Origin of the sequence: Pacificoceanicola onchidii (assembly GCF_004804335.1) — a bacterium.
GTDB lineage: Bacteria > Pseudomonadota > Alphaproteobacteria > Rhodobacterales > Rhodobacteraceae > Pacificoceanicola > Pacificoceanicola onchidii.
In genome coordinates this window covers 641,166-653,763 of the sequence record NZ_SRXY01000001.1, presented here as the reverse complement: position 1 = coordinate 653,763, position 12,598 = coordinate 641,166, and the positions used below count along the sequence as shown (strand labels likewise).

General features: G+C 58.7%; 13 protein-coding genes. 5 read left to right on the top strand and 8 right to left on the bottom strand.

The genetic code is table 11. From position 1 onward, the window contains the following. Positions 1–25: 25 nt before the first annotated feature. From yihA to ttcA, 5 genes are all read right to left on the bottom strand, one after another. A complete protein-coding gene (gene yihA, locus E4662_RS03120; RefSeq protein WP_136440233.1) occupies positions 26–676 on the bottom strand; it encodes a ribosome biogenesis GTP-binding protein YihA/YsxC in 651 nt (216 codons plus the stop codon). Beyond that, positions 676–1,419, bottom strand: coding sequence for an MOSC domain-containing protein (locus E4662_RS03115; protein ID WP_136439793.1), 744 nt, complete (start codon positions 1,417–1,419; stop codon positions 676–678). The genes yihA and E4662_RS03115 overlap by 1 nt, the downstream gene beginning before the upstream one ends. Next, positions 1,416–3,230, bottom strand: coding sequence for a membrane protein insertase YidC (yidC, locus tag E4662_RS03110; protein WP_136439792.1), 1,815 nt, complete (start codon positions 3,228–3,230; stop codon positions 1,416–1,418). Before yidC ends, E4662_RS03115 begins: the two co-directional genes overlap by 4 nt. 133 nt (positions 3,231–3,363) lie before the next feature. Beyond that, positions 3,364–4,911, bottom strand: coding sequence for a putative bifunctional diguanylate cyclase/phosphodiesterase (locus E4662_RS03105; protein WP_136439791.1), 1,548 nt, complete (start codon positions 4,909–4,911; stop codon positions 3,364–3,366). A 75-nt stretch (positions 4,912–4,986) separates the two neighbouring features. After that, positions 4,987–5,847 (bottom strand): tRNA 2-thiocytidine(32) synthetase TtcA, encoded by an 861-nt coding sequence (gene ttcA / locus E4662_RS03100; RefSeq protein WP_136439790.1) that lies wholly within the window; start codon positions 5,845–5,847, stop codon positions 4,987–4,989. 108 nt (positions 5,848–5,955) lie between these two features. Between ttcA and E4662_RS03095 the strand changes: the two genes are divergently transcribed. Continuing rightward, positions 5,956–6,336, top strand: a complete 381-nt coding sequence (locus E4662_RS03095) for a hypothetical protein (protein ID WP_136439789.1) — start codon at positions 5,956–5,958, stop codon at positions 6,334–6,336. Here the strand turns inward: E4662_RS03095 and yidD are convergent. From yidD to rpmH, 3 genes are read right to left on the bottom strand one after another with little or no spacing between them, the layout of a single operon-like run. Further along, positions 6,333–6,554: a membrane protein insertion efficiency factor YidD gene (gene yidD, locus E4662_RS03090; protein WP_136439788.1), complete on the bottom strand. Its 222-nt coding sequence runs from the start codon at positions 6,552–6,554 to the stop codon at positions 6,333–6,335. The genes E4662_RS03095 and yidD overlap by 4 nt on opposite strands. Continuing rightward, a complete protein-coding gene (gene rnpA / locus E4662_RS03085) occupies positions 6,551–6,958 on the bottom strand; it encodes a ribonuclease P protein component (RefSeq protein ID WP_136439787.1) in 408 nt (135 codons plus the stop codon). The genes yidD and rnpA overlap by 4 nt, the downstream gene beginning before the upstream one ends. An 18-nt stretch (positions 6,959–6,976) precedes the next feature. Then, a complete protein-coding gene (rpmH, locus tag E4662_RS03080) occupies positions 6,977–7,111 on the bottom strand; it encodes a 50S ribosomal protein L34 (protein ID WP_012177012.1) in 135 nt (44 codons plus the stop codon). A 280-nt stretch (positions 7,112–7,391) separates the two neighbouring features. On the opposite strand from rpmH, the gene E4662_RS03075 reads away from it, so the two are divergent. From E4662_RS03075 to E4662_RS03060, 4 genes are all read left to right on the top strand, one after another. After that, positions 7,392–8,126: a TVP38/TMEM64 family protein gene (locus E4662_RS03075; RefSeq protein ID WP_136439786.1), complete on the top strand. Its 735-nt coding sequence runs from the start codon at positions 7,392–7,394 to the stop codon at positions 8,124–8,126. 9 nt (positions 8,127–8,135) lie between these two features. Further along, positions 8,136–9,551, top strand: a complete 1,416-nt coding sequence (locus E4662_RS03070; protein WP_136440231.1) for a dihydrolipoyl dehydrogenase family protein — start codon at positions 8,136–8,138, stop codon at positions 9,549–9,551. 12 nt (positions 9,552–9,563) lie between these two features. Beyond that, positions 9,564–10,946 carry a sensor histidine kinase gene (locus E4662_RS03065; RefSeq protein ID WP_136439785.1) on the top strand — a complete coding sequence of 461 codons (1,383 nt, stop codon included), beginning with the start codon at positions 9,564–9,566 and terminating at the stop codon, positions 10,944–10,946. 367 nt (positions 10,947–11,313) lie between these two features. After that, positions 11,314–12,555, top strand: coding sequence for a hypothetical protein (locus E4662_RS03060; protein WP_136439784.1), 1,242 nt, complete (start codon positions 11,314–11,316; stop codon positions 12,553–12,555). Positions 12,556–12,598: the final 43 nt, after the last annotated feature.

The following is a 12,598-nucleotide window of genomic DNA, read 5'->3' as shown; positions in this document are numbered from 1 at the left end:
ATCTGACTTTGCCCCGGTGAACGGCTCAGGGCAACCCGGCGATAATGCTACGCAAGGTCGGCAGGCCCCAACCTTTCTCACTGCTGGTCACGATCAGTTCCGGGAATGCTGCAGGGTGTTTTGAGAGCTTCTCGCGGATCTGGTCCAACACCTTACCGCGATCCTTCTCCTTCACCTTGTCTGCCTTGGTCACCACCACCTGAAACGTCACAGCGGCGCGATCGAGCAGGGTCATGATTTCATCGTCCACGGCTTTGACGCCATGGCGATGGTCAATCAGGACAAAGGCACGGCGCAGGTTGGCGCGCCCGGACAGGTATTGCTTGAGCAGGCGCTGCCATTTTTCGACAACCGCCACAGGCGCATTGGCGTAGCCATACCCGGGCAGGTCAACCAGGTAGCGTTCTTCCCCCAGAGTGAAGAAGTTGATTTCCTGGGTGCGGCCCGGTGTGTTGGACGCCCTAGCGAGCCCCTTGCGGCCGGCCAGCGCGTTGATCAAACTGGATTTTCCAACGTTGGACCGCCCGGCAAAACAAACCTCGATGCGATCATCGGGGGGCAGGTGCTGCATCCCGACGACACCTTTGAGGAAGTCGACTTCACCGGCAAAAAGCTTGCGCGCGGCCTCGACCTGTTGCGGCTCCGGCTCTTCGGCCAGTGGAAATGGAAGAGAGATCATAGCGGCGTTACCTTATCTCCGGGGCAGACACACCCGCCCTTGATCACTTCGGCCCGCACCGAGAAGTCCCGGTGTCCAAAACGATCCAGCGTGCCAAGAACATGCGCATCGCGCTGCCCCGTCTCAGGATTGTTGTGGGTGGCAAGACAGCGGTCCGTGCGTTCACGGACACGTAGAACAGCCTCACCGATTTGAACGTCGCGGTCGAGCCAATCGAATTCTTCCCAGGCTGTTTCGCCTTCGAACCAGATGTTTCCACGCCAGCGCTGGCGGGACAGCGTATGGCCTAATTTGTCTTCGACGGCCCGGTGTGAAGCAAGGTTGCACAGGGTTACGCTCTGAAAGTCGCTGTCCGAGAAAGCATCAGTCCGCGCCCGCACGACGCGTGCTGGTTGTGCGCGGTGTTCCGGAACCAGTCCCATGGTCCAGGCAATCAACTTGTCGCCTTCGGTGTCCGGGCTGAAGGTCAGGTCGTCCCGTTTGGGGTGCGAAAGCGTCACTTGGCTCGTGTTTTCGTCGAGCCGAGAGGATATCGCGCCGAGCTCCGCGGTTTTGGAACCGATCGAGAAATTCTGGCACGGCACCCAGGTTGCCCCATCGGCTTCGGACTTCTCATGCGCCACGGCCCATATCCGGTCCCATGGAAGCATTTTGCCTGCCTCAAGAAGTACCTGAGCCACGGATTCGCATCCGTGGCTCTTGATTGGGTACCGATACAGGTCGGTGACGGTGCGGGTCATTTCTTCTCGGGATCCTTCGGTTTGCCGGTGATATTCCCCAGAAGATCAGGTTTGTAGCCTTGGCTGCGCATGATCAGGTACTGCTGCGTGAAGGTGATCGTGTTGTTCGCGATCCAGTACACCACGAGGCCGGAGGCAAACCCGCCAAGCATGAACATGAAGACCCATGGCATCCAGGCAAAGATCATCTTCTGCGTCGGATCCGTCGGGGCGGGGTTCAGTTTTTGCTGTAGATACATGGAGATACCGAGCAGAAGCGGCAGAATACCGATGAAGATCAGCGCCATGATGGAGGTCGGCTCAGGTGCCGCCCAAGGCAACAGGCCGTAGAAGTTAAAGATACTTGTCGGGTCCGGAGCGCTCAGGTCCTGGAACGGGCCGAAGAACGGCGCATGGCGCAGCTCAAGCGTGACGAAGATCACCTTGTAGAGGCTGAAGAAAATCGGGATCTGCAGCAGGATCGGCAGACAGCCTGCGGCAGGGTTGACCTTCTCCTTTTTGTAGAGCGCCATCATCTCCTGTTGCAGTTTTTGCCGGTCTTCACCGGTGCGCTCCTTGATCTTTTCCATCTCCGGCTGCAGTTCCTTCATCTTCGCCATGGAGACGTAGGATTTGTAAGCCAGCGGGAAGAGCAGCGCCTTGATGAAGAGAGTCAGGCCGATGATCGCCCATCCCATGTTGCCGATAAACGCGTTCAGCCAGTGCAGGACGGCGAAGATCGGCTTGGTCAGGAAGAAGAACCAGCCCCAGTCGATGGAATCGATGAAGCCTTCAACGCCTGCGGTTTGGTATTCGCGAATGGTCTCCCATTCCTTTGCACCGGCGAATAGCTGCGTTGTAACCGATGTCGTTTCACCGGCACCGAGTTGTACGGTCGGGAGCACGGTTTCGGTCTGGTAGATGTCCCGGCGGTCGTCGTATTTCGCAACCTGTTTGAACGCCTGACCGGGGGCCGGGACAAGGATGGACATCCAGTAATGGTCGGTGAAGCCGATCCAGCCGTTTTCGGCAACCTGGGTCACCTCGGCTCGCGCGCCTTCGCTCGCAACAACCGAGAAATCCGTCATATCGCCGTAGTCGATTTCGGCAAGAGTGCCGTCGGCCATGCCAACCACGCCTTCATGGAGAATGAAGAAATTCTTGAGTTCGGCCGGTTCGCCGTGTCGAGCCAGGATCCCATAGGGCGCGAGCGAAACTGCATCACCACCCGCGTTTTCAACGGACTGCGTCACCGTGAACATGAAGTTCTCGTCGATGGCGATCGTTCTACGGAAAGTTAGGCCTGCAGGGCTTTCCCAAACAAGCGTGACCGGTGCATCAACCGAAAGGGTATCGCCGGATTCAACGCGCCATTCGGTGTTGGCTCCGGGCACATCGCCGAGGCCGAGGCCGGATCCGGGTGCCCACCCATAAAGCGCGTAGTAGGGCGCTTCGCTACCAACGGGGTCGAGCACCTGAACAATCGGTGCGCCGTCTTCGAGCGAAACGTGGTAGTCTTTAAGGCGCAGATCGTCGATGCGGCCGCCCGTGAGTGAAATAGAGCCCTCAAGACGTGTTGTGTCGAGCGGCAGACGCGGCGCATCCGGAGTTTCGGAAGCGGCAGCCTCGCTGCTGGCCGGCGGCGTTCCATCGGCAACTGTCGGCGCGCTGGCCACGTCGGAGGCAACGCTCTGCTCGGCAACTTCCGAAGCGACCGGAGCGTTGGGGTCTTCCAATGCCTGCTCAGGTGGCGGGAAGAGAAGAAACCAGACCAAAATCACCGCGAAGCTGAGCGCCGTGGCAAGGATGAGGTTCTTGTTCTGATCGTCCATGGAGCGGGCCGCCTTTGACTTTCCGAAATACTGGCGGGGTTCAACCGTTCCCGGGGCAAAAGGTCAAGCGGAATCGCGGGAAATGGCCTGATTCAAGCGTTTTCCCGCGTTCTTTGGAGCAAGGATTTCGTGATTAGCCGGACCGACGCCCGAGGCTTTGCGCTTCTGCGATTTTTTCGGAATACTCGCGGGCCCAAGAGACGATCTGGTCAGTGGGCATTGGCCGGGCTATGCCAAAACCTTGAACGTGGTCACAGCCTAGTTGTGACAAAAGCGCGTGCTCGCCGACGCTTTCCACGCCTTCAGCCAGGGTTTCCAAGCCCAGCCTGTCCGCCATGCCGAGAATGGCTGCGAGCATCCGGTGCTGATCCTCGTCTCGGTCAATGCGGCTCACGAAGCTGCGGTCGATTTTCAGCCTGTGCACCTTGAACCGGCGGAGCGCAGCAATCGAGGCATGACCCGTTCCAAAGTCGTCGAGATCGATGTGACACCCCAGATTGCCGAGCTCGACAATGTTCCGGGCGACGATTCCTTCTGGCGAACTGGCGATGACGGTTTCCAGAACCTCGATGCCGAGCCTGTGTGGGGTCAGCCCAAACCGGTCCATTTCCCACTGGATACGTTCCGCCAAACGCGGATCACGCAGTTCTGTTTCGGAAAAGTTCACGCTGACCCGGGGAATGTCCAACCCGGCCTGATCCCAGCTCCGCAAAGCCGTCATGCTGTGTTGCAGAATGACCTCGTTCAGGCGGTCCATCTTACCGGAATCTTCGAGGCATCGCAGAAACTGAGCAGGAGGGACGATTCCACGATCGGGATGAATCCAGCGAGCGAGCGCTTCGACTCCGCTGATCGCGCCGGTAGATGTGCACACCTGCGGCTGAAACCACGGTTGAATCTGACCATTGTCCAAAGCTTTGTCGACTTCGCTTTGAAGAGATTTTTGCGCGGTATGCGCTGCGCGCATGCTGTCGGACCAAGCCCTGATCGCGGATGGACCGTTCGCCAATGCCTCGGACAGGGCGATTTGGGCCGCCTCGATAAGCTCTTCGCCCTTGGCGCCGGGTTTGAGTCTGGGACTGCCGCAAAACCCGATGGAGGCGGAAAGGTAGCGCATGGCGTTGTCCACTGTGGCGGGTTCTTCGAGCGACGATTGAATCCGTGTTGCCAGTTGCAGCAAAGCTTCGAGATCAAGGCGAACGGACGGGGACAGAAGGGCCATGAAGCGGTTGTCGCTGATCCGAACCGCTCGGTCGTCGCGGCGCAACGTGTTCCGCAGTCTAGTAAGCGTCAGATCCCTTACGGTATCGATAGTATTCTTGCCGGACCGATCTGCAATTTCTTCCAAACCGTCAATTTCCACGAGAATACAAGCGGTTGCGAGGCGGGCTGTTTGTGCTGTCTGCAGTCCTTCGTTTGCCATAGCAACCGCGTCGGCACCGCTGACAAGGTCACGTTGTCCTTCGCTGGGGTTCGCAATACCGGGTGTCACGGGGAAACCGCCAGACAGAAAATAGAGGAGCGGAAGACCGAGTGCTGTGATCAACAACAACGGCTCCCCACCCAGCCAGAACGATGCCAAGGCAGCGGCGGGCAGAAAGGCGAGTGCCTGCGGGCCATAGAGGCTCCTGCGCAGGGCAATGCGCATATTGCTGACGTGTGCTTTCCACGCGGCCTTCATACGGTTTCCTTTCCAGTGCATTGGAACGGAAACTAGGTGAAATGAGTAACCCGGTTCTTAACGCCGCAGAAGGATTTACGGCAAATTCTTGTCTTTGCCGGATCGCATGAGGCCGGCAAAATCGAAAAGCTTGGGGTCAAGCATGTGAGACGGACGGATATTCATTAGCGAGCGGAACATCACCTGTCGCCGCCCTGGGCTATTTTTCTCCCATAAATCAAGGATTTGCTTGACCTGTTGCCTTTGCAATCCGTCCTGACTTCCGCACAGGTCACAAGGTATGATCGGGTAATTCATACCTGTGGCAAACCGCTCACAATCGGCTTCGGCCACATGCGCCAGCGGGCGATATACAAAGAGATCGCCCTCTTCATTGACCAGTTTCGGGGGCATCGTTGCCAGCCGCCCGCCATGAAAAAGGTTCATGAAAAAGGTCTCAAGAATATCGTCGCGATGATGGCCCAATACGACCGCACTACACCCTTCTTCCCGGGCGATTCGATACAGGTTGCCGCGGCGCAAGCGGGAGCAAAGCGCGCAAAACGTGCGCCCCTCCGGGACCTTATCCATGACAATGGAATAGGTGTCCTGATACTCGATCCGGTTGGGCACACCCATTTTTTCAAGAAACTCTGGCAGCACCGTCGCGGGAAAACCCGGCTGTCCCTGATCCAGGTTGCAGGCGAGCAGGTCAACCGGCAGCAATCCACGCCACTTCAACTCGTGGAGGATCGCCAGAAGCGTGTAGCTGTCCTTGCCGCCGGACAGGCACACAAGCCATTTGGGCGTGCTGCCGTCGCTGCGCGGCTCGACCATGCCGTATTGCTCGACCGCCTCGCGCACGTTCTGAACAAGCCGCTTGCGCAGTTTCTTGAACTCCGTGCTCTTGGGGGCTCCGTGGAACAGCGGGTGAATGTCGTCGGCGTCATCAAGCATGGGGCCGGGCATACAGTCAGGCTGTTTGTACGACAAGCGGCTTTGAGGTGGATCATGGGCAAGGCGGTCGCTTCACTGCAGGGTAAGGTGGAAAAAGAGGGAGCGGAAATGACCAGAAATGACAGTCCAAAAGACGAATCCCGGTTTCGGTTCATTTTGGAGACCCCGAAAGGTGAGGCGGGCGTTTACGTCGCTATTCCCTGGTTCGAAGGCCCGGCGGTCTGGGCGGCGGAACCGGCGTCTGTGCTGGGGCGGGACGTGGGCATGACGTTCTGGAAGGGCAAGGAACTGGGGCTGTTCGGGGATGTGTTGCCGCAGCAGGGCGGGAAGCCGCTCGCGGTTCTCTTCGTCCCGGAGGTTGGTTTCGACGAGGCGTCTCTGGGCAGCACCGGAAAGGTCAGGATGGCAAACGGCGCTTCCGGGACCTGGAAACTGGTCGGCAAGGAACGGTTCATCGAATCCTATTGGAAGCTGGAAAAGCGGGATTAGTCCGGTACGTTGTCGACGCCCGATCCGCCGAGAGGATGACACCGCAGAATGCGCCGAATGGCGAGGTAGCTGCCTTTGATCCCGCCGTGTTTTTCCAGCGCTTCCAAAGCATAGGCCGAACAGGTCGGCTGATATCGGCATCCGTGGCCGACCCAAGGCGAGAAAAACAGGCGGTACAGCCTGACCGGTACGGCGGCGATATGGGCGAGCGGACTCACTTGCGCGCTGCGTGGACACGGGCCAGGGCGTGGCGCAGGTCTTCTTGCATGGAATGGAAATCTCGCGTTGCTGTATGATCGGCGCGTCCGATCAGGACATAATCCCAACCCGGTTTGCCAAGGGTTGGCAGGACAAGACGGGCGATTTCGCGCAGGCGGCGCTTGGCGCGGTTGCGGGCGACGGCGTTGCCAACTTTCTTGGAGCAGGTGAAGCCGACACGTACACCATCCGCCTCGCCGGCGCGTCGTTGACGGGCCTGAAGCAGAAAAGCCGGGCAGGGGGCGCGGCCGGCGCGGGCCGCCTTGAGAAAATCACTGCGTTTCTGCAAGACTTGCAAAGGCAAAAGGGCCGCCTCGGATTTAACCGGGGCGGCCTTTTCATTGGTCGATCCACGCCCCGCCATCAGCGAAGCGGCCAAGCCTTAAGCGCTCAGCGACTTGCGGCCGCGAGCACGGCGCGCGTTCAGGATTTTGCGGCCGGCCTTGGTGGCCATACGCGCACGGAACCCGTGGCGGCGCTTGCGAACGAGGTTCGACGGCTGGAAGGTGCGTTTCATCGCGGCTACTCCGTATCGGTGGCCAAGACGATGGATTCGCAGGCCAGTGCATTCGAAGCCCGTGCTATAGGGGGCACTTGCTGACATGTCAAACGCAGATCGGGCGTGAAATGCAACATTTCCCGTTCCGAAGACCATGCAATTGTTACAGTCCTGTCGATTACCCCCTCTTTTCATCACGGGAGCGGGCAAACGGATCAAGCGGGCGTGAGAATCCTCACAACCGGCTGCGCTTAACCGCATGTTTAGGCCATGTTCGACAAAACAAGGCCCCAAACCCATGAGTGATATGACACAACCCACACCCGCCGCCGGATTAAAGCGCCACCTGCCTTTGCTGACCATTCTATCGGTGGCCGTTATCGGTTTTTTCACCTTGGGTGACTACCTGACCTTCGACACGTTGCGCGACAACCGCGAGGCGCTGCTGAACCTGCGCGACAGCCATTTTGCTCTGATGGCGCTTGGTTTTGTTGCCGTCTATATCGTGATCGTGGCCTTCTCGCTGCCCGGAGCGGCGGTGGCGTCTGTCACGGGCGGGTTCCTGTTTGGTCTTTGGGCCGGCACGCTCTTCAACGTTGTGGCGGCGACGATTGGTGCAGTGGCGATCTTCCTTGCGGCGCGGGCAGGGCTGGGACAGGCTCTGTCTGCCAAACTGGAAACCTCCGAAGGCACCGTCAAGAAGCTCAAGAATGGCCTCCAAGAGAATGAAGTCAGTGTTCTGTTTCTGCTGCGCCTTGTTCCCGTGGTGCCGTTCTTCGTGGCCAACCTGCTTCCGGCCCTTGTTGGCGTGAAGTTCCGCAACTTCCTGATGACCACGGCCCTTGGCATCATCCCTGGTGCGTTTGTCTTCACCTCTATCGGGGTTGGCCTTGGCGAAGTGTTTGACCGGGGCGAGACGCCGGACCTGTCGCTGCTTTGGGCGCCGCATGTGATCGGTCCCATCCTTGGCCTCGCGGCACTGGCGGCTCTGCCGATTGTAATCAAGGCCATTCGCGGCAAGAAGGAGATCTGAGCCATGGGTATGAAAACTCTCAAAACCGATCTTCTGGTGATTGGCGCAGGTTCCGGCGGGCTGTCCGTCGCGGCGGGGGCGTCCCAGATGGGCGCGAATGTGACCTTGCTTGAAGGGCACAAGATGGGCGGCGATTGCCTGAACTATGGCTGTGTCCCGTCAAAAGCCCTGATCGCCAGCGCCAAAACCGCCTATGCCATGGGCCACGCTGCACCCTACGGCGTTGCAGATACTCTGCCACAAGTCGACTATGCCGCCGCCAAGGATCATGTGGCTGATGTGATCGCGACCATCGAACCGGTCGACAGCCAGGAACGCTTTGAAGGGCTGGGCGTGCGGGTGATCCGCGAGTTCGGTGAGTTCATCTCTGAGACAGAAGTGCAGGCGGGCGACACGCGCATCACCGCGCGGCGCATTGTGATTGCGACGGGGTCCTCGCCCTTTGTGCCGCCGATCCAGGGTTTGGCCGATGTGCCTTACCTGACAAATGAATCGCTCTGGGAACTGCGCGAGCGGCCCGAACACCTGCTGGTTATCGGGGGCGGCCCCATCGGCATGGAAATGGCGCAGGCGCACCGGCGTTTGGGAAGCAAGGTGACCGTCATCGAGGGCGCGAAAGCGTTGGGCAAGGATGACCCGGAGATGGCTGCCGTTGTTCTGGATGCCCTGCGCGAAGAAGGCGTGGAGATCGTCGAAGAGGCACAGGCCACATCGATTTCTGGCACAGAAGGCGCGATTACAGTTGAGACCGGAAAAGGCAGTTTCACCGGTTCACATGTTCTGGTGGCTGTTGGCCGCCGTGCCAACATGGACCGGCTGAACCTCAAGGCAGCCGGGATCGAAACCACCCGCACGGGGATCAAGGTCGATGACAGCCTGAAGACCACGAACAAGCGCGTCTATGCCATTGGCGACGTGGCGGGCGGTCTGCAGTTCACCCATGTGGCCGGGTACCACGCGGGCATTGTCATCCGTTCCGCCCTGTTTGGTCTGCCCGCCAAGGCGCAAACCAAACACGTTCCCTGGGCGACCTACACCCAGCCCGAACTGGCACAGGTCGGTCTGACCGAGGCGCAGGCGCGCGAAACACATGGTGACAAGCTGGAGATCGCGCGCTTTGAGTTCTCGCACAACGACCGCGCCATAGCCGAGCGCAAAACACGTGGTCTGATCAAGGTGATGGTTGTCAAAGGTCGCCCCGTGGGCGTCTCGATTGCAGGCCATCAGGCCGGGGAGCTCATTAACCTGTGGTCGCTCGCGATTGCCAATAATCTCAAGATGAGCCAGGTTTCGGCGATGGTTTCTCCATATCCGACCATCGGAGAGGTTAACAAACGCGCTGCAGGCGCCTATTTCACTCCAAGGCTGTTCGAGAATGATACGGTCAAAAAAGTGGTGCGTCTGGTCCAGCGTTGGCTACCCTGATACGACAGAAACATGTTGAATTCGCTTTCCGGTAGATTCCTGATACTGACGACGATCTTCGTCATGCTGGCCGAGGTTTTGATCTTCGTCCCGTCGATTGCCCGCTTTCGTGAGGATTACCTGCTGGCCCGCCTTGAGCGGGCGCAGATTGCCTCTCTCGCGCTGCTGGCGGATGACATGATCAGCCCGGAGCTCGAAGAGGAACTTCTGGAGAATGCCGGTGTGTTCAATGTCGTGCTGCGTCGGGACGAGATGCGACAACTGGTCCTCTCATCGCCGGTACCCGGTGAAATCCACGACAGTTTTGACCTGCGGGATCCGCCAGCGACCGAGTTGATCATGGACGCGATGGGCCGGTTGACGGATCGTGAAAACCGCATGATCCGCGTTCTTGGCAACCCGTTCCGCGATGCCGGGCAGCAGATCGAAGTGACGATGGAAACTGTCGGTCTGCGGATGGCGATGATTGATTACGGCTTGCGGATCTTGCTGCTCTCCGCGGTCATTTCGATCTTTACCGCGGTTCTTCTCTTCCTTGCGGTCCGCAGTTTCCTTGTGAAGCCGATCAAGGGGGTTGTGGGGCATATGCAGACCTATGCCGCCGCACCGGAGGATGCCCGCCGGATCATCAAGCCGTCCGCCGGGGTCAAGGAACTGCGCGAGGCGGAAACTGCGCTTCAATCGCTGCAAACGCAACTGACTCAGGCTTTGAAGCAAAAGGAGCGGCTTGCTCAGCTTGGCGGCGCGGTGGCGCGAGTCAGCCACGACCTGCGCAATATCCTGACCTCCGCGCAGTTGTTCACGGATCGCATCGAGATGTCCGAGGACCCAACGGTCAAACGTATGGCGCCGAAGCTGGTGAACTCCATCACACGCGCGGTAAGCCTGTGCGAAGGCACGTTGGCCTTTGGCCGCGCCGAGGAACCCGCGCCGCGTTTGACTCTATTCAACCTTGCGGAACTGACCGGCGAAGTGCTTGAAGCCGAGCGGCTGGCCATTGGAGAGGCAGAAATCAGCCTGTCAGAAGATGTCCCTGCGGGGATGGTTGTGCGCGGCGATGCGGAACAGATCTACCGGGTTCTGTCCAATCTGGTCCGCAATGCACGACAAGCACTGGCGGCTACCGGAACCCCGGGAGAGATCAGCGTGGCTGCCCGTGCAGATGACAGCGATTGGCACATCACCGTGACCGACACCGGCCCCGGTTTGCCTGCCAAGGCGCGTGAACATCTGTTCCAGCCCTTCCAGGGTGGCGCGCGCAAGGGAGGCTCCGGTCTTGGCCTTGCGATTGCGGTCGAGCTCATCCGCGGCCACGGCGGTGATCTCGTCCTGAAATCCAGTGACGAAACCGGCACGTGCTTTGAAATCAGTTTGCCCATGGGGGATGTAGGGTAACACCCGCAGGGGTATTTCCACGCAATTGACGGCGGCATTGTCGGGGATGGTCGAACAGGAACCATTCCCCGATCCGCGTTTTGACGTGACGTTAATCTTTGGACGTTTGACGCAGTCTCTTATGGTTTTGAGATTGAACGGCCCATTCGACCCATTCCGTCCAAGGATTCCCATGAAACAATTCGCTTCGTTTATTGTTTTTTGCCTCCTTTATTTTTTGGAAGGCTCACCCGTGGCAGCGCTGATTCCTCAAACAAGCTGAACGACATACGCAGATGCACAATTGCCAAGTCGCGCTCAGCGAAAAGGTCACAGGATCAGAGCGTGAACTGGCACAAACCAAATCAAGTATTGGAGACATTTGACCTTGGCTACGAATTCCAAACTTTCCGCCATTCTTGCATGCACCGTTACGGCCGGGGTTTTCGCAACCAGTGCGCAGGCCGACTATGTATTTAACGACAGCCTTCTCGCCCGGGATGGGCTTTGCGCGGGGAGTGGGTGCACTGATCCGGAAACATATGGCGACGACGACCTCATCATCAAGGAAACCAACAACCGGCTTTTGTTTCTGGATACGTCCACGGCAAGCAATTACCCAAGCGCCGATTGGCGGTTGGTCGCCAACGATTCAGAAGACAACGGCGCCAACTATTTCGCGCTCGAAGATGTTGAAGAGAACAGGAAGGTTTTTGTGGTCGAAGACGACGCGCCCTCCAACGCTCTTTATGTTTCTTCCAGCGGCAGAATTGGGCTTGGTACCTCGCTGCCGACGAAACACATGCACTTTCTGAGCGGCAATGAACCGACAATCAGGTTGGAGCAGGATGCAACCGCAGGGTTTTCGCCTCAGACATGGGAACTGGCAGGGAATGAGGCCAGTTTTGTCATTCGGGACGCCACCAACGGTATCAGAAATATCCTGAAAGTTCGCCCCGGAGCCGATGCGGATTCGCTTGTCGTCAACGGGAACAGTAATGTTGGCGTCGGTCTCGCCAGCGCCAGCGCATCTTTGCACGTTTATCGCGACGACGGCACGGCGCAGGTGCGTGTTCAGGAGACCTCCAACATACGCACCGCGCGTGAGATGCTGCGTTTCGAGAACAATGGCGGCTCATGGATTACATTCCGGGACCAATCGAATGGGCGCGAATGGTACTTCACCCATGAGAACAACGCGCAGGGCCGCTTCTTCATCAATCACTCGGACGGTGGTTTGCAGATGGCCGTGACACGTGGTGGGGACCTGTCCGTGCTCGGAACGATCACCGCGGGCGGCACGGCGCTCAACGTTCCCGACTATGTCTTTGCCGACGACTACGATTTGCGCCCGCTCACCGAGGTTCAAGCCTTCATCGATGCCAACAGCCATCTGCCCGACGTGCCCTCTGCCGCCGAGATCAAGGCGGGGGGACTGGACATGACGAACATGCAAATGGCGCTCCTGAAGAAGGTCGAGGAACTGACATTGTATACGCTGGAACAGGACGCGCTTTTGGCCACGCAGCGCGCAGAAACGGAAACGTTGCATGCGCAGGTTCAGCAATTGACCGCGTTGGTCTCGCAAATGTCTGCAGAGCAACCTGTCGCAGAACGTCTCACAGAGTGAGACTGGGGCGTTAACGTTCTCAAACGTCCTTGTATTGACAAAT